Here is a 21,678-nt window from a genome sequence, read left to right as displayed (position 1 = left end):
GGCACGTCAATTGCTGCTGACTACGTCTCGGGCTCACCCACCGTGCGTCTGCCAGATGCAATGACGATGATTCTCACGGACGAGCCCCGCCGCTGCTCCTGCGTCCGAGGGCGGGCGTCGTTCAGCTCCAGGTGTGTCCCTGGCGAAGGCGTCGTGAGAGGTGGGTCGCTAACCCGTCCTGCCAGCGAGGTTGGCGATCACGGCGGCGAGTTCGGATGCTTCTATGGGTTTCGGGACGTGAGACTGGAAGCCGGCGAGCAATGCCCGCGTGCGATCCTGCGCGCTCGCGTATGCCGTCAAAGCTGCTGCAGGAATGCGGCCGCCGCGCTCGGGGCTCCGCGCGCGGAGACGGCGAATGAGGCTGTAACCGTCCTCGCCGGGCATTCCGAGGTCGCTGAGAATCACATCTGGTTTGATGCGCTCGATCATGGACAAGGCGTCCGTCACGGTGGCCGCCGTCGTCACGGTGGCGCCTTTGCGCTCCAGCACCGCGCCGACCAGCTCCCGCGCGTCTGGCTCGTCGTCGACCACGAGGATGTGAAGGCCCTGCAGGGTGGGCTCGCTGTCCAGCAGCGCCGCCGCATTGTCCAGCTTGCGGAGCGCGCTCGCTCCCACGGCGATGGGCATGTCGACCGTGAATACGGCCCCCTTCCCCTCGCCCGAGCTCTCCGCCCGCACCACGCCTCCGTGCAGCTCGATGAGGTGCCTCGCAATGGCGAGCCCCAGTCCTAGCCCGCTGTGGGGGCGGGTGCTGGTGCTGTCGGCCTGGCGGAAACGGTCGAATACATAGGGCAGGAACTCCTGCGGAATCCCCTGGCCATTGTCATGTACCTCCAGCCTGGCGGCGCCGCCGACACGCGTGAGCTGCACGGAGACCCGCCCCCCCTTGGGAGTGAACTTGATGGCATTGGAGAGGAGGTTCCAGACGACCTGCTGCAAGCGCGTCGGGTCTCCCGAGATCGGTCCTGCCGCGGGATCGAGGGAGACGAGGATCTCGATGCCCTTCGCGTCGGCCCCGTGTCGGACCGCGTCGATGGCAGCATGGATCACGGGGGGGAGATCGAGCGCGGTGACTTCGAGCCGCAGTTTGCCCGTGATGATCCGGGAGGCGTCCAGCAGATCTTCCACGAGCTGCGCCTGGAGGGCTCCATTGCGCTCTATCGCTTCGAGCGCGCGGGCCTGGGTCTCGGGTTTCAGCGAACCCTGACGGAGCATGCGGGTCCACCCGAGGATGGCGGTGAGCGGTGTCCGAAGCTCGTGAGAGAGCGTCGCAAGGAACTCGTCCTTCGCGCGGTTGACCTGCTGAGCCTCTCGGTAGAGCTGGGCATTGTCCAGTGCCAGAGCGGCAAAGCTTGAGAGCTCTTCGGCCAGGGTGAGATCGTCGAGCGTATAGCGGCGCCCTGGCTGGGCCGAGAGCAGGGTGATGGCGCCCCGCGTCCTTCCTCTCGCGCGCAACGGAACGATCATCGCGGAGCGAACGCCGAGCTCACGCAGGAGCGCGAGGTAGCGTCCATCGCCGTCGCCCGAGCGTCCTCCTGCGGGCACCAGCGCGGCACCCTGGTCTGCTTCGGGCTCGGTCCATGTCCCTCGCTCATGGTCCTGGATGTCCGGCCAGAGGATCGACTCTCCTGTGCGCAGCACCCCGTGGACGGCGCGGGGAACATCGGGTTCGGAGGGGTAGTGTCGTCGGAGCGTGTCGATCAAGTCACTTCGGGTCGCCTCGAGATGGATGGCGGAGAGCCGGACGACCGATCCATCCGACTCCAGGATGTCGACGATGGCGCCATCCGCGACGTGCGGGGCTGCAAGGCCAGCGACGTTGGAGAGCGTCGCCTCGAAATCGAGCCCCGAGAGCGCGAGCTTGCGGCTGGCCTCACTGATGAAATGGCGGCGCTGATCGGCGCGACGCTTCTCTGTCACGTCCCGGAAGATCAGGACCACGCCGATGAGTTCTCCATCATCGTTGCGGATCGGGGCGCCGCTCTCGTCGACGGCGAACTCCGTGCTGTTCTTGCGGACGAGCAAGGTGCTCTCGGCGAGCCCGGCGATGGTATCGCCCCTGATCACCTGGGCGACCGGGCTCTCGAGCTCCGTGCGGGTCCTCTCATCGAGGATGCGGTACACGTCGCCGAGGGGCTTCCCTCGCGCCTCCGTGATGCTCCAGCCCGTCAGGGACTCGGCCATCGGGTTCATGAACTCGATCTGACCCGCGCTGTCCGTGGCGATCACCGCATCGCCGATGCTCTTCAACGTGGTGGCGAGCCAGGCTTCGCTGACGCGCAGCTTGGCCTCGAGCTGCTTGAACTCGGTGATGTCGGCAAAGATCGAGAGCGCTCCGAGGAGGCCTCCGTCACCGGACAGGATGGGGGCACAGCTTCCGAGCAGCATGCCGTGCGTGCCGTCGAACCGCTGGAAGTGCACCTCCTCGGCCGAGATCACATCCCTGCTGCTCAGGCAGCGTGCCATGGACCAGTCGCCCGCAGCATAGGGGCGCCCGTCGGCATGAAAGGCCCGGTACTGCCCCCACTTCTCCACCGTCTCGGCGGTCGCGCTGCCTGCCCAGATGCGCTCGGAGGCGCGGTTCTGCAGGGTGATCTTGCCGTCCGCGTCCGACACCAACATCCCGTGCGGGCTGTGGTTCAGGATCACGTCGAGGAGCCCCCGGTCCTTGCGCGCGAGGACCTGGAGCCGCTCCACCTCGCGCCGGAGAGCCTCGATCTCCAGCTCGTCAGGAGGTGCCGTCGCGTCCACGGGCGTGAGCTGGAACGTCGCACTCGCAGCGGGCCGAACGCTGGCGATGACGCGGTCGATCTCCGCGACAGCAGGCCCAATCAACCGTCGCTGTTCGGCGCTCTTGGCCGCATCGACGAGCACGGTGCGGGCCCTGCTGAGCGCGGAAACCATCGACGTATCCGCACGGTCAGACATGCAAGAGGAATCCCATGAGCCCAAAGCGCTTACAAGAGGGCCGAGCAGCCCGTCCCCCCACGTGGTCACCCAAGACAGCGGGCGCGGTGCGAGGACAGAAAAATGCTGCACCCCTACCGGGGCGCCCCTAAGGCAGGGCAGGGAGAAGATGTCAGGCGGTGGAAGAAGAGAACCTCAGGCAGTCCCTCAGAGGCTCAGCCTCGGGAAGCCTGGATCTGCTTCGTCAGCTCGGGCACAGCCGTGAAGAGGTCGGCCACGAGACCGTAGTCGGCGACCTGGAAGATCGGCGCATCGGCGTCCTTGTTGATGGCCACGATCACCTTCGAGCCCTTCATGCCCGCGAGATGCTGGATGGCACCCGAGATGCCGACGGCGACATAGAGCTGGGGCGCGACGATCTTGCCCGTCTGGCCGACCTGCAGGTCGCCGGGAGCATAACCTGCATCGCAGGCGGCCCGGCTCGCACCCACGGCGGCGCCGAGCACGTCCGCGAGCGGATCGATCACCTGGTTGAACTTCTCTTTCAGCGCGCGTCCACCCGAGACGACGACCTTGGCTTCTGCGAGTTCCGGCCGGGTGCTCTTCACCTGGTCGAAAGAGACGAACTCCACGCGCTCTGCCGCGGCGCCCGGTCGCGCGACCGCCACTTGCTCGACGGGCGACTGTGCACCCGAAGCGTCCGCCGCTGCGAACGCGCTTTGCCGAACGCTCACCACCTGGATCGGCGTCGCGACGCTGCAAAGCCCGAAGGCGTTGCCAGCGAACATCGGGCGCCGGTACTTGAGCGAGCTGCCCTCGGTGACGAGGCCGGTGATGTCGCTCGCGTAACCAGCATCGAGCCGCGCTGCGACGCGCGGCAGGAGATCCTTGCCGTAACCGCTCGCTGTGCCCACCACGACCGCGATGCCGCGGGCCTTGGCCACCTCGGCGACGACGGGCGCGTAGCGCTCGGCCAGGTACACGCCGAGTGACCCGTCCTGCGCGACGAGCACCTTCGCCGCGCCGAGCGTCGCTGCCTCGGTTGCAGCGGCATCCACGCCGCTGCCGATCACCAGGATCGAGTACGTCCCACCGAGCGCTGCCGCCGCCTGGCGAGCAAACGTCACGGCGGAGTGGGTAGTCTTCTTGAGCTTGCCTTCGGCCGCCTCGGCGACCACGAGAACGTCAGCCATGATTTCACCTCACTTCACGATCTGCGGACCAACTCTCCTGGAAAGAGCCTGGCCGCACTTCACAGGACCTTCGCCTCGTTCTTCAGACGCGCCACCAGATCGGCGACGTCCTTGACCTTGATGCCAGCCTTGCGGGCAGGCGGCGGCTCGAAGCCGTGGTACTGCACCTTCAGCCCTGAATCGGCGGTGAGATCCGCGAGCTTCACCTCGGCGAGTGGCTTCTTCTTCGACGCCATGATCGCCGGGAGCGCCGCGAACCGGACGCCGTCGTTGTACTTGTGGGTGCGCGCCGTCTTCAGCGAGTAGACGCTCGTGGGGGCCACGATGCGGAGGTCCACGGTCACCACCGCAGGCAACCGGACCCGCAGCACCGCCACGCCGCCATCGACCTCGCGGCCGACGAGCAGCGCTCCCTGCTCCTCCTGAATGGTCGCCGCGAAGGTCGCCATCGGCCAGTCGAGCAGCTCGGCCAGCGACTGCCCCACCTGGTTCGAGTCTCCATCGACCGCCTGCTTGCCCATGAGCACGACGTCCGGCTTCTCTCGCTCCACGAGCGCCTTGAGCGCGCGCGCGACGAGCGCGCCGTCGAGCTTGTCGTCGGTCACGTCGACGCGGATGGCGCGATCGGCGCCCGTGGCCAGCGCTGCGCGCAGGGTTTGCTCGGTCTCCTTGGGGCCGAACGTGACGACTACGACCTCGCCTGCCCGTGCCTTGGGTGCCTTGCCGTCCTCCGTGAGACGGAGCGCTGCCTCCAGCGCGTACTCGTCGAACGGGTTGGGTTTCCATTCGAGGCCGGCGGTGTCGATCCGGTCTCCCGAAGGGGGAATCTTGACCTTGTTTGCGTTGTCCGGATCGGCGACACGCTTCAGTGCAACGAGGATCTTCACGGCTGCCCTGTCTCCTGGGGTTGGGTGATGACGCGTGGCGTTAGCAGAGGATCGCTCAATGACAGCGTTGTCGTTGTGCGTCAAGGAGCCTGCTACGCTGCCGCGCCGTGGCTGTCACGACCGATTTTCTTGTGGTGGGCAGCGGGATCGCTGGGCTCACCTTCGCCCTCGATGTTGCGGCCCACGGTCAGGTGATCATCATCACCAAGCGAAGCCGGGACGAGACGAACACGCGGTATGCGCAAGGGGGCGTCGCCGCGGTGTTCGACCCCGAGGACACGGCCGAGGCCCATGTCCAGGATACGCTGACCGCCGGCGCGGGCCTTTGCCACAGGGTCGTGGCGGAGATCTGCGCTCACGAGGGGACGACGAGGATCCGCGAGCTCATCGACCGAGGTGCCCGCTTCGACACCGAGAACGGTCAGCTCAAGCTGGGTCGAGAAGGTGGGCACAGCGCGCGCCGCATCGTGCACACGGCAGACGCGACTGGCCATGAAATCGAGCGCGCCCTGCTCGAACAGGCAGCCGCCCACCCCAACATCAGCATCCTCGAACATCACACCGCGATCGATCTGATCATGCTGTCCCGCTTCGGCGGCCCCGATCTGTGCGCGGGAGCGTACGTGCTCGATGAGAGGGGAGGGGACCGGGCCCATGGCTACGCCGTCGAGACCTACCTCGCGCGGGCGACGGTGCTCGCGAGCGGCGGCGCAGGGAAGGTCTACCTCTACACCTCGAACCCGGATGTCGCGACGGGCGACGGCATCGCCATGGCCTACCGGGCGGGCGCCGAGATCTCCAACATGGAGTTCTACCAGTTCCACCCGACCTGCCTCTTCCACCCTCAGGCCAAGAGCTTCCTCGTCACCGAGGCGCTCCGGGGCGAGGGTGCGCTCCTGCGTCTCCAGGACGGCACTCCGTTCATGGTCAACCACGATCCGCGGCGCGAGCTCGCGCCGCGCGATGTGGTGGCGAGGGCCATCGACTTCGAGATGAAGCGCACCGGGAGCGACTATGTCCTCCTCGACATCACGCACATGCCGGCGAGCTTCATCCGAGAGCATTTCCCGACCATCTACACCCAGTGCAAGCGCTTCGGCATCGACATCACCTCGGAGCCCATCCCGGTGGTCCCGGCAGCTCACTACCTCTGCGGCGGCATCAGCACCGATCTGCACGGTCGCACCACCATCCCCGGGCTCTGGGCCATCGGTGAATGTGCCAGCACGGGCCTTCACGGCGCCAACCGGCTCGCCTCGAACTCCTTGCTGGAGGGCCTCGTCTTTGGCCACCGCGCCGCGATCAAGCTCGGCGCCCAGATCGAGGAGCTGAGGCAGGCCTCCTTCCCGGAGGTGCCTTCCTGGCACGCCGGCGACGCCGTGGCCAGCGACGAAGAGGTCGTGGTCACCCACAACTGGGACGAGCTGCGCCGCACCATGTGGAACTACGTCGGCATCGTCCGCTCCAGCGCGCGGCTGCGCAGGGCGGGTCGCCGCATTGCCCTCTTGCAGGAAGAGATCCGGGAGTACTACTGGAAGCACCTGGTGACCCGCGAGCTGCTCGAACTCAGAAACATCGCCACGGTGGCAGAGCTCATCGTCGCCTGCGCTGCGGCGCGGCACGAGAGCCGAGGCCTGCACACGACGATCGACTACCCCCATACGGACGAGAGGTACGCGGCGGACATGGTGCTCAAGCGGGGGGTCCAACCGCATCTACGGGGCAACCGGGGCAGCTCGCCGGGTCAATCCTCGCCACCTTGGGCCGACACGCGATGAGCGATCCGCCGCCTCCTCGGCGAGGAGAGGAGCCGGAGGGCATGCAAGACGGCGGGTCCGGGCGCCTCGACGAGCGCCCCATGTCCCTCCCGGCGGCCACGCTGTGGACCATCGCCGTCACCTTCCTGTTCATCTGGCTGCTCGGGGTGTTCATCACGATCCGGCCTGCTGCCCAGTCCGACTTCACGACGACCTTCGGGTGCCAGGCTGCGGCGTACCTCCTCGGCCTCTTCGGCATCCTGCGCCTCCACGGACCGCAGGCCTCGATCCGCGACTTCCTCGGTGTCCGGCGGACGCACGCCGCGTTCTACCCTCTCGCCGTGCTCCTCGGGCTCTCCCTCGAAGCCCCGATCGGCCTGCTCTACGACGTCATCGCGCGCCGGTGGCCGAGCGCCGGCGAGGAGGAGCTCCATCTCCTGCGCGATCTCGCGGGCGGCGGCCTGGGCGGCCAGGTACTCCTCGGCGCCGTGCTGGTCGTGCTTGGCCCCGCGCTGGAAGAAGTGCTCTTCCGCGGCGCCATGACCCGCCCTCTGCGGCGCAGCCACGACGCGCTGGTGGTCATCGCCGCCACGGCCGCGCTCTTCGCCATGGCCCACCTCCAGCCCCAGAAGTTCCCTCCCATCGCCCTGTTCGGACTGGCGCTGGGGGTGCTCCGGCATGCGAGCGGTTCGCTCCTGCCCTCGATCGTGCTGCACGCCACGTACAATGCCGTACCGTTCGTGGCGCTGCTCGTCGCGCCTGAAGACACCGCCGCCTTGCCCCCGCCCACGAGCCTGAAGGAGCGCCTCGTTCACCTGCTCGCCGGCCCCTCTCCTCTCCCCACCGCCGTCATCGTCGGCAGCGCAGCCCTCGCTGTCGTCCTGCTGGCGCTCATCGTCACCCTGGGCAGGCGGTCGCAGGTGGCCGTGCATGCCCGCGAAAAGGACCGCGCATGAAGACCAACGAGACTGGCGGCGGTGCTCCGCGCGCCCGCGTCAGCCTGTGTCTCCCCGGAGGAGGCCTCTCTGGCGCCCTGTACCAGCTCGGAGCCCTGGCCGCGCTCGAAGATGGCGTCACCGGCTTCGACAACCAGAGCTTCTCCCTGTATCTCGGGAGCGGCAGCGGCGCTGCCGTGGGCGCTGCCATCGCGGGCGGTGTGCCGGTCGAGCGGATCTACCGCGCCTTGCTCGACCCTGCCGACAACTTCTTCCCGCTGGAGCGTGGTCACCTCATGCACCTCGACCTCGACGAGTGGCGGCGCGCCCTCGGCACGAGCTGGGTCGCGCTGCGCCATGCCTTCGCCCGCCTCACCTCACGTGGCGACAGACCGACCAACGCCCCGGGCCACCACCTCCTCCTCGAGCAGCTCGACCGGCTCCACGACTCGCTGCCTGCTGGCCTCTTCAAGCTCGACCGCTACGAGCGCTTCCTCGCCGAGTTCTTCCTGAGGCGCGGCATCCCCAACGGCTTCCGCGCCATGCCGCGGCGGCTGCTCATCCCTGCCCACGACCTGGACTCGGGAGAGCGGGTCGTCTTCGGTGCCGCTGGCTTCGAGGACGTCCCCGTGTCGCTCGCGTGCGCCGCGTCGCTGGCGCTCCCTCTCTTCTTCTCGCCCGTGCGCGTGGACGATCGCCACTTCCTCGATGGAAGCCTCGGCCACGTCGCGCACCTCGATCTCGCCGAGGCCGACGGATCGGAGCTGGCCATCGTCGTCAACCCGCTCGTCCCCGTCTCCACGGCCCGCCGTGCCATCCCCACCGGCCATGGCGCGCGGGACAGCGTGCGCGACAAGGGACTGCTCTGGATCTACAACCAGGCGCTGCGTGTCGGCGCGCACGCGCGCCTGCACCAGGACGTGGCGCGGGTGACCGCCCAGGGCCGCATGCAGGTCCTCGTCCTGGAACCGGAGCCCACCGACGCGCTCCTCTTCCTCCAGAACCCGGCGGGCCTCAAGGCGCGCCGCACCATCCTCGAGTACGCCTACCGCACCACGCGAGAGCGGATCACCCACTGGATGGAGCGCAACCGCGCCGTCGTCGAGCGCTTCGCGTGGCAGGAGGCGCGGTGACCATGAAGGTCTCGGGCTCGGCGCTCCTGCTCTGCCTCACCCTGACCCTCGGCGCGTGCAAGCGTCAGTACGCCGTGGGCGATCGGGTCCTCGTGGATTGGGAGGGGAGCGTCTATCCCGCCAAGATCCTCGAGGCGGTCAGCCCGACGAAGTACAAGGTCAACTTCGAAGGCTACGACGCCGTCTGGGACGAGGTGGTCTCCCGCGACCGCATCCGGGGCATCGCCGAGGGCAACGTCGTCCACCCCGAACCGCCGCCCAAGGTGCGCGCGAAGGCGCTCCAGGCGGCGCAGACCAACCTGTACAAGGTGGGCGACCGGGTCCGCGTGGACTTCCACGGGCAGATGTACACCGCCGTGATCACCGCCATCGTCGGGCAGGAGCGCTACCGCATCCACTACGAGGGCTACGGTCCGGAGTGGGACGAGACGGTCGGTCTCTCCCGTATCCAGCCCAAGTGAGCCATCGTGCGGGCGCGCCGTTCACCGACACCGACCTCAACCACCACGCGCGTTCGCGAGAATCCGCCGGAAACAGACCGCTTTTGGCGGCCGGCTGATTTTTCTCTGGCGCAGCCGAACGGCGCGAATTAAAAGCCGCGCCGAGTTTAAGGTAGGAGGATTGCCTTGCAAACGCAGCGAACGCTGACCCCCAGCGACGCTCCTTTCTCGGCAAACCTCCCGTCCAAAGCACGCGGGACCGACGCCACCGTGGCCGGGCCCGACGATGACGCGGGCCTCGCCACTGCGGGACCCGCGACGGGCTTTCAGGGTACCGCCGTTGCGGGCCACGCCCGACAGAGGCCGAGGCGCCCTCGTAGCGCCTCCTAAGCAGCAGCAGCAGCAGCACCAGGGAGCTCCAGTGGCCACCGAACTGTCCAGGCTGAGGAACATCGGGATCAGCGCCCACATCGATTCGGGCAAGACGACGCTGACCGAGCGCATCCTCTTCTACACGAAGCGCATCCACGCCATCCACGAGGTCAAGGGCAAGGACGGCGTCGGCGCGAAGATGGACTCGATGGATCTTGAGCGCGAGCGCGGGATCACCATCCAGTCCGCCGCGACCCACTGCGTCTGGGCGAACCACCAGATCAACATCATCGACACGCCCGGGCACGTCGACTTCACCATCGAGGTCGAGCGCGCCATGCGCGTGCTCGACGGCGCCATCCTGGTGCTCTGCGCCGTGGCCGGCGTGCAGAGCCAGTCGCTCACCGTCGATCGGCAGATGCGCCGCTACGGCGTCCCGCGCATCGCGTTCGTCAACAAGTGTGACCGCGCCGGCGCGAACCCCCTGCGCGTCCGCGATCAGCTCCGCGAGAAGCTCAACCTGAACCCCGTGCTCATCGAGCTCCCCATCGGGCTCGAGGACAAGTTCGAGGGCGTGGTCGACCTCGTCAAGATGAAGTCCTTCCGCTTCGAGGGCCCGAACGGCGAGAAGATCGTCGAGGGGCCGATCCCCGACGACATGCAGGACGAAGCCACCGCCGCCCACGGCAAGATGCTCGACGCGCTCAGCATGCACTCGGACGCGCTGATGGAGGCGATGCTCGAGGAGAAGGTCACCGTCGATCTGATCCAGGACGCGATCCGCTCGGCCACCATCGGCCTGAAGATCGTCCCCGTGATGATGGGCTCTGCCTACAAGAACAAGGCCGTGCAGCTCCTCCTCGACGGCGTGAACAGATACCTCCCGGCGCCGAACGACGTGCCGAACAACGCCGTCGACCTCGACAAGAACGAGGAGAAGGTCGATCTTGAGAGCGATCCCGAGAAGCCGCTGGTGATGCTGGCGTTCAAGCTGGAAGACGGCCGCTTCGGTCAGCTCAGCTACATCCGCATCTACCAGGGCACCGTCACGCGCGGGAAGGAGATCGTCAACACCCGCACCGGCAAGAAGCACAAGGTCGGCCGGCTCGTGCGCATGCACTCGGACGACATGGAGGACATCGAGAGCGCCAGCGCCGGTGACATCGTTGCCCTCTTCGGCATCGACTGCAACTCGGGCGACACCTTCACCGACGGCGAACTCAACTGGGCCCTGTCGTCGATGTTCGTCCCCGATGCCGTCATCTCTCTGACCGTCGCCCCCAAGGACAACAAGGCCCAGGCCAACATGTCCAAGGCCCTGCGGCGCTTCTCCAAGGAGGACCCGACCTTCCGCGTCGGCGCCGATCCGGAGACGGGCGACACCGTGATCGCCGGCATGGGTGAGCTTCACCTCGACGTGTACATCGAGCGCATGAAGCGCGAGTACTCGGCCGAGGTGATCGTGAGCCCGCCGCGCGTCGCGTACCGCGAGACCATCACCAAGCGCGTCGACTACAGCTACGTCCACAAGAAGCAGACGGGTGGTTCGGGTCAGTACGGCAAGGTGGGCGGCTTCATCGAGCCTTACGCTGACGGTCGCTACGTGTTCAACGACGAGATCGTCGGTGGCTCCGTCCCCCGCGAGTACATCCCCGCGGTCGACAAGGGCTTCCAGTCCATGCTCGCCAAGGGGGCGCTCATCGGCGCGCAGGTCACCGGCATCGCGGTCACCCTCAACGACGGCGCCGCCCACGCGGTCGACTCCTCGGACATGGCGTTCCAGGAAGCGGCGCGCGGTGCCTGGCGTGAGGTGTACCCCAAGGCTGGCCCGCACATCCTCGAGCCCATCATGAAGGTGGCGATCGAGAGCCCGATCGAGTTCCAGGGCGGCGTGACCGGACTGCTCATGCAGCGCCGCGGCATCATCGTAGGCACCACCGAGGGCGACGGCTTCTGCCGCGTCGAGGCCGAGGTGCCGCTGGCCGAGATGTTCGGCTTCTCGACGGTCCTCCGCTCGGGGAGCCAGGGCAAGGCCGAGTTCTCCATGGAGTTCTCGCGCTACGCACCGGTTCCCACCAGCATCGGCGAAGAGCTGATCAAGAAGTACCGGGAAGAGCAGGCCAAGAAGGCCAAGTGATCCCGGAGCCGAGGGTGGGTCTGGCCTCCGCGCCGGCCCACCTCCGCTCAATCCCCTCTCGCCTCGGGTGCCCCTGACCGCTCGCGCAGCGGCAGGAGCAGCAGCAAGAAGGCCCCCGAGAGCCCCACGCCCAGCGCGAACAGCCCCCCGTAACCGATCGCCTTCACCACGAAGCCGGAGAGCATCCCGGGTGACTTCCCGAGGTTCTCCACGGCCGCGAGCAGCGTGTAGTGGGTGGCCCCCACGGCGCGCCGGACGCGCGACATCATGAAGGCGAACATCGCCGTGGTGAGCATGCCCCCGAAGAAGTGCTCCAGCACCGAGACCGTCAGCACGGCCTCGGGGCTTGGCTTCCCGCCGAGCGTCGCGAGGACCAGGGGACCCGTGAGCGCCGCGGTCCGGAGCACCGCCGCAATGCCCACCGCCCCGAGGAGCGGCAGCCGCCGCGCCAGCTCCCCACCCGACAGAGAGCCCGCGATCGAGGCGACCATCCCGTAGGTCCCGATCCACTTGCCGATGTCGGCCATCGTGTAGCCCGACTTGATCAGGAACGGGACGAACATGGCGTCGACCATGGACTCGCCGAGCTTGTAGGTCCCCACGAAGGCCACCAGCCACAGGGCACCGGGCATGCGCAGCGTCTGCAACGTGCCGCGCAGCACGTCGAGCAGCGATGACGGCGCCAGATCCTCAGGCTCCCTGCTTCGCGTCGTCTCCGGCTGCCCCGGCTCCCGCAGCGTCAACGTCGCGCCCAGGGCCACCAGCACCAGCACTGCCATCGCGAGGAACATCCCGCTCCAGCCGATGATCGGGCTCGCCCAGAGCAGCCACCCGCCCCCGATGAGCATCCCCACCTTGAACCCGACCACCTGGGCTGCGTTCCCGCGCCCGAGCTGACCCCCCTTCAGCAGATCGATCGCCAGACCATCGACCGCGATGTCCTGCGTTGCCGCCAGCAGGTTCATGAGCAGGATCAGCACCAGCAGCGGCTGGAGCCCCCTCGACGGAGGGACCAGCGCCACCGCCGCGCACGTCAGCGCGAGCAGCGCCTGCAACGGCACGATCCAGGACTTCCGCCGCCCGAACCGCCTCGAGCCGAACCGATCGACGAGGGGCGCCCAGAGCAGCTTGAACATCCAGGGAGCTGCCAGCGCTCCGGCGAGGCCCACCTTCTCGACGGCCATGCCGGCCTCGGTGAGGTAACCCCGCAGCCCATGCGCCTGGAAGCCGAACGGCAGCCCCTGCGCCAGGTAGAGCGTCGCGAGAGCCACCAGGGTTGCTGCGCCTGCGTGACGCCGCGGCGCCTCGGCGAGCGCTTGCCCGTTCTCCTCAGCGTGCGTCTCGCCCTGGTCGTTCAAGAGAGCCTGCGCTCACTCCAGAGGCGTGTCCCCGGTGGCCAGCGGCTGGTCCGCGGGCGCGTTGCCTGCAGACACGCTCGTCACCGAGGCAGGGGTCTCCGACGGCGGCTCCCCCTCGGCCAGGAGCTCCACCCCGTCGCGTTCCATCACGACCAGCGCAGGGTCGGCCGTGTCGAGCAGCAGATCCCGCAGCGACCCGGCCTCACCCCACTGCTCGTCGACCACCTCGCTCCCCAGCCGCTGCACCACCTCGTGCGACGCCGAGGCGAGCGTCACCGGCCCGGGCGAGATCGACACGTACGCGCGCACCACCCGCAGGATGCTCATCCGCAGCGCCTGGGCGCGCACCTCCAGGGGGGTGTCTTCCGTCACCGGCAGCGTCACCAGAAACCAGCTCTCCGCGTCCGTGTCCACGAGGCGCAGCCTGGGCTCGCGCCGCAGCGTCTCCTCGGTGAGGGCGCGCAACCCCCGGAAGCCGAGCCAGTCCTTGCTGGCGCCGAACTCTGGAAACCGCAGGTAGATCCTCGGCAGCGAGCGCGCCGGGAGCTGCCCTGCGGCGAGCGTCGCCTGGTAGACCGCATCGGCGATCTGATCGAGCAGCGCGCCCTGCTCCCCCTCCCCGGAGAGCGAACGGGGTGTGCTCGGCCCATCGGCGAACGCCCCGCGCAGCACCATGGGAGGCGGCATCTCTTCGCCGGTGCTGCGGTGACCAGGCACTGTCCCTGGAGCGCCCGCATGACCGGCGTGACCTGCATGGCCTGCGTAGCTCGCGTGGAGAGCAGCGCCCGCGTGCCCCCCCATGTCCTCGGGTCCGGTGAGGCCCAGCGCGTCCTCGATGAAGCGATCGTCCGTCAGGACCCGGTCGCACGCGGCGGTGTAGGCCGCCGCCGCGTGACCGACGGCCACCACCACGGTCCGGCGATCGTGCGCGCGCAGGCGGAGCAGCACCGGCGTGAAATCCGCGTCACCCGACATGATCACGAACTGATCGAAGTGCGTCGGGTGGTTCAGCGCGTCGAGGACATCCATGACCATCCGGATGTCCGAGCTGGTCTTCCCCTGCGCGGTGAGGGGCGGACAGTCGACCACCTCGAAGGCCGCGCGCGTGAAGTACGGCCGGTACTTGTGGAACGTCTTCGGGTTCAGGTAGCACTTGCGGACCAGCACCGCGGTCGCGAGCGTCGCCTGACCGTCCTCGCCGTCTGGTCCGCCCAGCCCCCGCTCGAGCCAGGCGATCCAGCGTGCGGGCTCGGTGGCGAACACCTCCGCGGCGTTGGGATCGATGCGGGTCAGCCCCAGGTAGATGTTGTCGAAATCGACGAACAGCGCGGCCCGGGTCCGCCTGCCTTGCATTGCTCCGTACTTCGCGGGCCGCGAGTCCTCCACGCTGTCGCTCAGCCTGCGTGTTTCTGCAGCAAACGGCTCAGGCGGGGCACGGCATCCTCGACGTGCTTCTTCGCGGAGCCCCGGAGCTTGTCGTAGGCGCCCCGGACGACACCATTGCTAGAATTCTTCGCCTTGGCATCGGTCACGCTGAGGAGCGCGTCGGCCACCCGCCCCCGGTTCGCCGTCAGGTGATCCGCCGGTTTGCCCTTCTCCACGCCCTCGTTCCAGATCGGATCGAGCTTGCCGACGAACTCCGGCAGCAACCTCTCCACCACATGCGCGATGAAGCCGGGCTTCACCCCTTTGACAGCCGCGTAGGCCGCCTTGACGGCCAGGCCGGAGAGCCCGCCCTTGTCGCCGACCTCCTCGTCGATCAGACGACAGCAATCGTCGACGACCTGGGACTTCTTGCTCGCATCCGTCAGCTTCTCGCTGAGACCCATGCCTCTGCTCCTTCGAGGAGGGCGGCGCGCGGCGCTCGCCCGTGGACGGCGGGGTCTTTACCACACCGCACGCAGGAGCGCGCGCTGGCTGCCGCGCTTCGGTCCAGGACGTGGGCGCACTGCACCGTCCACACAGGGTCCACGCGCGTGTTCCTGACACCTCATCCCACGGCGGTCGCATGCGCATCGACCGGCCTTCGGTCATACTCGGAGATGTAAGTCTGATCACTGGATGAGTGCGGCCCCGGGGGATGTCACCGCCTCAACGTCAGGGGTTCAGGACCAGCCTCGCGGGCAGCGCGGCAGTGCGTATCGCTCGCGGTGGACGGGTCCTGGCTCCGGCGATGAGCAAGAGGTGAGGGGTCATGACGTGAGGGGGAGGGGCCATGGATGTCATCTGTAACAAGTGCGGCACGATCTCTCGGCTCTCGGAGGATGGTTGGGCTGCATCCTCTGGGACCTTGGAACCTACGTTCGCGTGCGCCGACTGCGACGCCACGGACAAGGGCCCAGCAAGCGTGGAGCGCGCGGCGCGTGACGCCATGCGCCCACCTCCACCCCCGGCCGCGGCGCGGGGGTCCTCCTCGCTGCCTCCGGACGACGAGGCCGAGACCATCGACGACCTCCGGATGATCATGAGGAAGTCGCTGGCCGCAGTGGCCTGCGGCAGCCTGGAGCGCGGCCGCGAGTCAGCGCCGTCCCCGGCCCGCAGAACGTCCTGGCTCCCGGACCGTGAGTCCAGCGTTCCCAGCGCGGTCGGCGCGGACTCTCTGCAGGCCACCGTGGCCGAGAGCGACCTCGCGGAGGACGACCTGAACCCCACGGAGAGCGTCCGGCAGATCATCCAGGTCTGCGACACCCTGGTCCCACCGCTCTCGCTGGAGAAGCAACCGTGGCTCCCTGGTCGCGCGTGGGCCGTCGTGGCAGCGGTCTCCACGTGCACCGCCCTGCTCGCCGCGACGGCAGGGTTCCGCGTCGGCACCTCCTCGCGCCCCCCCCTGCTCGTGCACGCAGCGTCACAGGTCGGCTCGGCGGCCTCCCGGGTGGTCCTGAAGCAGCTCCAGGAAGCGAAGCACGCCTCCGCCGCCGTGCCCCAGCGTCACCCCATCGCCCCTGCGGCCCTCCCGGCAGCAGCGTCGGAAGACGTCGCGGTGGACGCGACGACGTCCCCGCATCACGTCATCTCCGCGGATCTCGCGGCACCCGGGGAACCTCCGACGACCGCGGAAGCGATCTCCTCTTCGGCGGCCCTGGCGACGACGGCCACCGCCGCTGCTCCCGCACCCTGGCAAGCCCAGGACACGGGTCTCAACGCCACCGGGATGCACCTCCGGAGCGCTGCCCCCCTCGTGACGCCAGCGACACCAGCGACACCAGCGACGTCAGAGACCCCGGAGCCCCCCCTGGCGCCCGTGGCTACAGCCACGCCGGAGCGCTCCCTGAAGGATGCCATCTCGCAGGCCGTCGGCGCGACGCCCAGACCTGTCCTTGCGCCGGCAGTCGCCTCGACGCCTACCTCGCCATCCGCGCCAGCCCCTGCAGCGCCCCCTCCTGCAGCGCCCCCTCCTGCAGCGCCCCCCGCTGCAGCCTCGCCAGCGCCCCCCGCGGCCACCTCGCCAGCCCCTGCTGCGCCCGCGCCAGCCCCCGCTGCCCCTGCCGCCCCCGTGCCTGCATCCGCATCGCCAACCACCAACTGAACCGAGCTTCGCGCTGACGGCTCACCCCCCGTGACCCAGCGCACGCGCCCTGGCTGCCTTCATCCAGCCACGTTTCACCGCGCGTCTGCTGTGTCACGCAACGCCCCATCGCTGCCCGTCGCGCCTTGAATCTGCCCGATCTCCTTCCACATTGAACGGTTCACGTCCGCACCGGGACGGACGGATCACCCCTGCCTCCGGAGCGCTGCACTCCTGCAGCGCGCCTGGACGCGCGGTGTGTGCCCGCACCGGTCGGCACAGGAGAATGATCCATGAAGCGAGCTGCGCGCGCCCCGCTCACGATGCTGCTCTCGACCTTGTGCGGGGCTCACCTCCTCGGCTGCGAGGTCCAGCCGATCGTCGAAGGCGCTCGACTCCACAGCGCCAACGGCATGGCCGTCGATGCCTCGGGCCGCCTCCACGTCGCGAGCATCCTGGCCAGTGAGGTCGTCCAGCTCGACCCGACCACCGGCAAGGTGCTCGGCCGCATTGGCCGCGACCAGGGGATCGACGGACCCGACGACATCACCCTCGGACCGGATGGATCCCTCTACTGGACCGGCCTCGTGGCGGGGGAGGTCGGCCGACGCACCCCGGGCGGCGTCGTCACCACCCAGCTCGTCTCCCCTGGCGTCAACCCGATCACCTTCTCCAGCGACGGCCGCCTCTTCGTCGGCCTCGTCTTCCTCGACGACGCCCTCTACGAGGTGGACCCCGCGCTCACCGCGCCTCCGCGCCTCATCGCCCGCAACTGGGGCCTCCTCAACGGCTTCGACTTCGGGCCCGACGGGCGCCTCTACGCGCCCGTCTTCAGCCAGGGCCGGGTGATCAGCATCGACGTCGACTCCTGCGAGGGCGCCACCGACCCCTACACCGAGTGCGACGCCCGCACCGAAGGCGACGGATTCTTCATCCCCGCCGCCGTCAAGTTCGACTCCCAGAACCGCTTGCACGTCGTCGACCAGAGCGGCGACGTGTTCCGCCTCGACCTCACCACCCACCAGAAGCACCTCATCACCCACCTCGCGCCGGGGCTCGACAACCTCGCCTTCGACGCCCAGGACCGCCTCTACGTCTCCAGCGCCAACGACGGCTTCGTGGTGCGCGTCCGGACCGACGGCACCACCCGCACCCTGAGCCCCGGGGGCATGGTCGCGCCTGGAGGCATCGCCCTCGTCGACACCGGCGCCGGAGCATCGCTCCAGGTCGCCGACTTCTTCACCATGCGCTCCTTCGACCCCCAGACCGGAGACCCACTCGGCCAGATCACCCCCTTCTTCGGCGTCTCCGAGCAGACCACGCCCACCGCCGTCTCCGCGGATGGAAACAACCTGCTCGTCAGCTCCTGGTTCGGCAACGCCCTGCAGATCTGGGACGGCGCGACGGGCGACGTGCTGGAGAGCCACACCGATTTCGTCTTCCCCAACAACGCCATCCGCTTCCAGGGAGACCTGATCGTCGCGGAGCTTGGCGGCGCCCCGGACACTGGCCGCATCCTCCGGCAAACGTCCACCGACCGCATCGCGCTTGCCGGCGGCCTTTCAGCACCTGGCGGACTCGCCGCCACGAACGACGACCTGTGGTTCGCCGACTGGGGAACCGGCACCGTCTCCCAGCTCATCCGCGACGGCGTGACCCTCACCCCGCCCGAGACCATCGCCGCTGGCCTCGACCAGCCCGAGGGCCTCGCCCTCTCCCCTGACGGCATGCTGCTCGTCGTGGAGAGCGGCGCTGGCCGCCTGACAGCGATCCACCCGGACACGCACGCGATCCGGACCCTGGCCACGGGCCTCGACACGGGCCTGCCCGGAATCACCGGCTTCCCTCCCTCGTACACCTTCTGTGGCGTCGCGGTGTCCGCCTCGGGAGACGTCTACGTCGCGGGCGACGCCGGCAACGTCATCTACAAGCTGTAGCGCTGACGAGGGCCAGCGCTTCACAGCCCCCTCTCACCGATCGTCGAAGCGCCTCAGCCACGCCTCGCTCTCTTCCTTGGTGAACAGGATGGCCGGCCCCCCGCGGTGGAACGGATTGGTGTGCACGATGCGGATCGGCTTCAGGAGCTTCGCCAGCTTCACGTACAGCTCGGGCCACACACCTTGCCGCGCGTCGCCGAGCTGCGGCCGCGGCCCGGCCTGGATCATCATCCCCCCCTCGTAGCGGTGGACCACGAACCGCGCGTCCAGCGCCTCCACCGCCGCGGCCACCTCCTCCGCGCCGCCCAGCTCCGCCAGGTAGCGGTCCCCGACCACCGTCAGCCAGTTGACCCCCTTGATCCCGTCCTTCTTCCCTTCGCGACCGTCCGTCATCCAGTTGGCGTGGCTGAACGTGTACTCCACCTCCATCCCCGGGAAGCGCTGCGCCCAGTGGTACACGATGCTCCCGTACTGGTACGACTCCATGAAGAAGGGCGAATCGACCGCGCCGATCCCCCCGTACCCGCTCACCGGCTTCAGCGCGCGACACACCTCGAGGAGCACCTCTGGCAGCACCCCCCACGCCTCCTCGTCCGCGATCAGCGGCAATGCCAGCTTCAGAGGGGAGAGCGTCAGCCGCGGCCGGTACTCCTGGCAGAGCGCGCTCAGCATGTACGCCCCTGCGCCCTTCTCGTACGCCGCGCCCGAGTAGGCGAGATCCATCGTCGACTCCTCGTCGTCTACGGGCGCCCAGCTCCGCGGATTCGACCCCTTGCCCGCGCCGAACGGCTCGAACTGGTCCGTATCCGGGTTTCGCGCCCACCTGAGGTGCTGCCCCCAGCGTGCGAAGTACCCCTCGCAGACCGCGAGGACCTTCTCCCGCGCCTCGCGCGTGTGCCCATCGGCCAGGTACACCGTGGCGATCTGCGCGACCTGGAGCATCACCCGCCCCTCCGGGTCCCGCACCGCCATCTCCCCCGTCACCACGTCGCTCAACTCCCGCCACCCCGCGTCGACCATGACCGCTCCTTCTCCCGGGCTTTCTCCCGGGCCTTGCCGCGCGCAATGCGACATCGTCGCGAGCATGGCCACCAGCAATGCCCCTTTCACGAGCATGGCCACCGGCAATGCCCCTTTCACGAGCATGGCCACCGGCAATGCCCCCTTGTCACGCCTCGTCATGAACCGAGCCCTCTTTCTGGCCTTGCCTCGAGCCGCGCCCCTCATGCGGCCCGACCGGCCCCTCACGCCGGGTGTGTAGCGCTATGGCGCCACCGGCGCCGCCCCCCGCAGCAGCGGCGCCAGCAGGCTCAGGATCCGCGCCAGCACCGGCGGGATCGCCACGTCATCCACCTGCCCCCCGGGCACCATATCGTCCAGCAGCAGGAACAGCACTGCCAGGGACAGCAGCGTCGCCTCCGCCAGATCCTCGACCCTCACCTCGGGCGCATCCGGCTCCTCTTCTTCCCGTCGGCACCCGCAGCGCTCCGGATCCAGCACCTCGAACGGCGCCTCTCCGGCGATGTCGTCGTATTTGAAGCGCTGGTCCCGGTGGAGACTGTCGGGCGGGAACTTGATCTCGATGATCTTCTCGATGTTGTCCTGCGTCGGCGCCCGCGCCCCGTCCCGCACCACCACCACGTCGGGGATCTTGCTCCCCTTCCACCGCCGCCGCGACGCCCGCCGCGGATCGCGCCGGCTCATGATGGGCGTGGGCGGCCTCGTCGACATGTCGTAAGGCACCTCCGCCTTGATCTTCCCCGTGTGCCCTGACGCTTCTTCCATCGCCCAGAGCCGCGCCGTCACGCAGTCCTGCTTCCGCTTGTGGGGCGCCCGGTCCCGGTCGCACAGGCAGATCACCGCGCACACCTCCAGCTCCACCGGCGTCAGCGGCCCGCCCTTCCCTTTCGGGATGAAGATCGGCATCCCGTTCGGCCCCGGCGCCCCTCCCAGCCCAGGCATCTCCACGAGCGGCAGCCGCCGCAGCGCCCCCCTTCCAGGCGCTGCCCTCCCTGGTACGAGCGGCAGCGCGGGCGTCGCGCCCCGCCCTCTCCCTGGAGCCCCGCCCTCCCGCACCTTCACCGCCGCCCCCTCGATCGTCACCCCGCCCCCATCGATCCGCACGAAGCCACCTGCCCCCCGCAGCGTCACGTCGGCCCCCTCGATCACCACCGCCCCGCGCGCCTTCACCACCACCGCCCCTGCCCCGAGCGCCGACAGCCCGCCCACCTGCGCGTGCTGATCCCCTTCCACGGTCAGCGACCGCGTCCCGCCCACCCGTTCTCGCCGCTCCCCTGCCGTGGTCAGGTGCGCGTCCTCCCCCACGAAGAGCACCTGCCGCCCCTCCACCCGCGCCACCTCGTCCCCGCCCACCGCCACCGCCCGGTCCCGACGCACCACCAGGCCCAGATCGCGCTCTGCCCGCACCGACAGGAGCTCCGCGCCCCCGCTGTCCTCGAACCGGATCTCGTTGAACCCAGCCCCACCCGGCGACGACCCGCTCCGCCACGCGCTCTGGGTTCGCTCCTCCGGCAGCTTCAGCGGCGGCGCATTGAGCGGGTTCGACAGCCGCCCCACCACCACCGGCTGATCCGGGTCCCCGCCCAGGAAGCCCACCAGCACCTCCTGCCCCACCCGCGGCAACGCGAACAGCCCCATCCCCGGCCCGGCCCACCCCTGCGCCACCCGCACCCAGCACGACCCCACCCCCTGCCGGTCCCAGGGAAAGCGCACCTGCACCCGCCCGTGCGCATCCGTGTGGATCGCCTCCCCCTCCGGCCCCACCACCACCGCGCACTGCACCCCCTCCGCGGCTGGCTTCCGCGCCCGCCTCGCTGGCCTCCACGCCCCGCCTGCGGCCACCGCCTGCGCCCGCGTCGTCCACGCCTCGTGGACCCCACCCTCCGTCGCGACCGACACCACCAGCAGCCCTTCCCGCCCGGAGATCTCTGGGCGCGCGCACCCCTCGACCCGCACCACCTCCCCTGGCCGCAGCCGTACCCCACCCGCCTCGAACCCCACCACCGCGGCCCCCGCGCGCTCCTGCGCCAGCGCGCGCCTCGCCCAGCGCGCCCCGTGACGATCGTCGTGCACCGCCCCGCCCCCGCCCCCGCCCCC

At 69.2% G+C, this 21,678-nt stretch carries 15 protein-coding genes; 7 read left to right on the top strand and 8 right to left on the bottom strand.

Annotated features, from left to right (window positions below):
* Positions 1-168 precede the first annotated feature (168 nt).
* The 3 genes from CAP_RS24015 to CAP_RS24005 all read right to left on the bottom strand — a co-directional run bounded on the left by CAP_RS24015 (position 169) and on the right by CAP_RS24005 (position 4,987).
* Positions 169-2,904: a hybrid sensor histidine kinase/response regulator gene (locus tag CAP_RS24015; protein ID WP_231511657.1), complete on the bottom strand. Its 2,736-nt coding sequence runs from the start codon at positions 2,902-2,904 to the stop codon at positions 169-171.
* A gap of 218 nt (positions 2,905-3,122) precedes the next feature.
* Positions 3,123-4,100 carry an electron transfer flavoprotein subunit alpha/FixB family protein gene (locus CAP_RS24010; RefSeq protein WP_044245016.1) on the bottom strand — a complete coding sequence of 326 codons (978 nt, stop codon included), beginning with the start codon at positions 4,098-4,100 and terminating at the stop codon, positions 3,123-3,125.
* Between the two features lie 59 nt (positions 4,101-4,159).
* Positions 4,160-4,987 carry an electron transfer flavoprotein subunit beta/FixA family protein gene (locus CAP_RS24005; RefSeq protein ID WP_044245015.1) on the bottom strand — a complete coding sequence of 276 codons (828 nt, stop codon included), beginning with the start codon at positions 4,985-4,987 and terminating at the stop codon, positions 4,160-4,162.
* Positions 4,988-5,094: 107 nt separating this feature from the next.
* Between CAP_RS24005 and nadB the strand changes: the two genes are divergently transcribed.
* The 5 genes from nadB (at position 5,095) to fusA (ending at position 11,761) form a co-directional block, all read left to right on the top strand.
* Positions 5,095-6,765 (top strand): L-aspartate oxidase, encoded by a 1,671-nt coding sequence (gene nadB, locus CAP_RS24000; protein WP_044245014.1) that lies wholly within the window; start codon positions 5,095-5,097, stop codon positions 6,763-6,765.
* Positions 6,766-6,806: 41 nt separating this feature from the next.
* Positions 6,807-7,700, top strand: a complete 894-nt coding sequence (locus CAP_RS23995) for a CPBP family intramembrane glutamic endopeptidase (protein ID WP_231511656.1) — start codon at positions 6,807-6,809, stop codon at positions 7,698-7,700.
* On the top strand, positions 7,697-8,812 hold the full coding sequence (locus CAP_RS23990; protein WP_081865207.1) for a patatin-like phospholipase family protein: 1,116 nt from the start codon (positions 7,697-7,699) through the stop codon (positions 8,810-8,812). The genes CAP_RS23995 and CAP_RS23990 overlap by 4 nt, the downstream gene beginning before the upstream one ends.
* A gap of 2 nt (positions 8,813-8,814) precedes the next feature.
* A complete protein-coding gene (locus tag CAP_RS23985; RefSeq protein WP_044245100.1) occupies positions 8,815-9,273 on the top strand; it encodes a Tudor-knot domain-containing protein in 459 nt (152 codons plus the stop codon).
* Positions 9,274-9,673: 400 nt separating this feature from the next.
* Complete coding sequence (gene fusA, locus CAP_RS23980; RefSeq protein WP_044245013.1) at positions 9,674-11,761, top strand: elongation factor G; 2,088 nt, start codon at positions 9,674-9,676, stop codon at positions 11,759-11,761.
* Positions 11,762-11,808: 47 nt separating this feature from the next.
* Here fusA and CAP_RS23975 read toward each other — a convergent pair whose 3' ends face one another.
* From CAP_RS23975 to CAP_RS23965, 3 genes are all read right to left on the bottom strand, one after another.
* Positions 11,809-13,035, bottom strand: coding sequence for an MFS transporter (locus tag CAP_RS23975; RefSeq protein WP_044245098.1), 1,227 nt, complete (start codon positions 13,033-13,035; stop codon positions 11,809-11,811).
* Between the two features lie 96 nt (positions 13,036-13,131).
* Positions 13,132-14,472, bottom strand: coding sequence for an NYN domain-containing protein (locus CAP_RS45430; protein ID WP_052375787.1), 1,341 nt, complete (start codon positions 14,470-14,472; stop codon positions 13,132-13,134).
* 41 nt (positions 14,473-14,513) lie between these two features.
* Positions 14,514-14,948, bottom strand: coding sequence for a DUF6918 family protein (locus tag CAP_RS23965; RefSeq protein WP_044245012.1), 435 nt, complete (start codon positions 14,946-14,948; stop codon positions 14,514-14,516).
* A gap of 461 nt (positions 14,949-15,409) precedes the next feature.
* Between CAP_RS23965 and CAP_RS52525 the strand changes: the two genes are divergently transcribed.
* Both CAP_RS52525 and CAP_RS23955 read left to right on the top strand, forming a co-directional pair.
* Complete coding sequence (locus tag CAP_RS52525; protein WP_044245011.1) at positions 15,410-16,645, top strand: hypothetical protein; 1,236 nt, start codon at positions 15,410-15,412, stop codon at positions 16,643-16,645.
* 272 nt (positions 16,646-16,917) lie between these two features.
* The gene (locus tag CAP_RS23955) at positions 16,918-18,561 is read left to right on the top strand and encodes a Vgb family protein (RefSeq protein WP_231511655.1); all 1,644 of its coding nucleotides are present in this window, start codon (positions 16,918-16,920) and stop codon (positions 18,559-18,561) included.
* A gap of 33 nt (positions 18,562-18,594) precedes the next feature.
* Here the strand turns inward: CAP_RS23955 and CAP_RS23950 are convergent, their stop codons facing one another.
* A complete protein-coding gene (locus CAP_RS23950; protein WP_197041324.1) occupies positions 18,595-19,743 on the bottom strand; it encodes a type VI immunity family protein in 1,149 nt (382 codons plus the stop codon).
* Between the two features lie 81 nt (positions 19,744-19,824).
* A partial coding sequence (gene tssI, locus CAP_RS45425; protein ID WP_156041091.1) for a type VI secretion system tip protein TssI/VgrG occupies positions 19,825-21,678 on the bottom strand: 1,854 nt, incomplete at its 5' end.

The organism is Chondromyces apiculatus DSM 436 (assembly GCF_000601485.1).
Taxonomy (GTDB): Bacteria; Myxococcota_A; Polyangia; order Polyangiales; family Polyangiaceae; genus Chondromyces; species Chondromyces apiculatus.
Note: the sequence above shows the minus strand (reverse complement) of the source record. Positions and strands in the feature narration are given on the sequence as shown.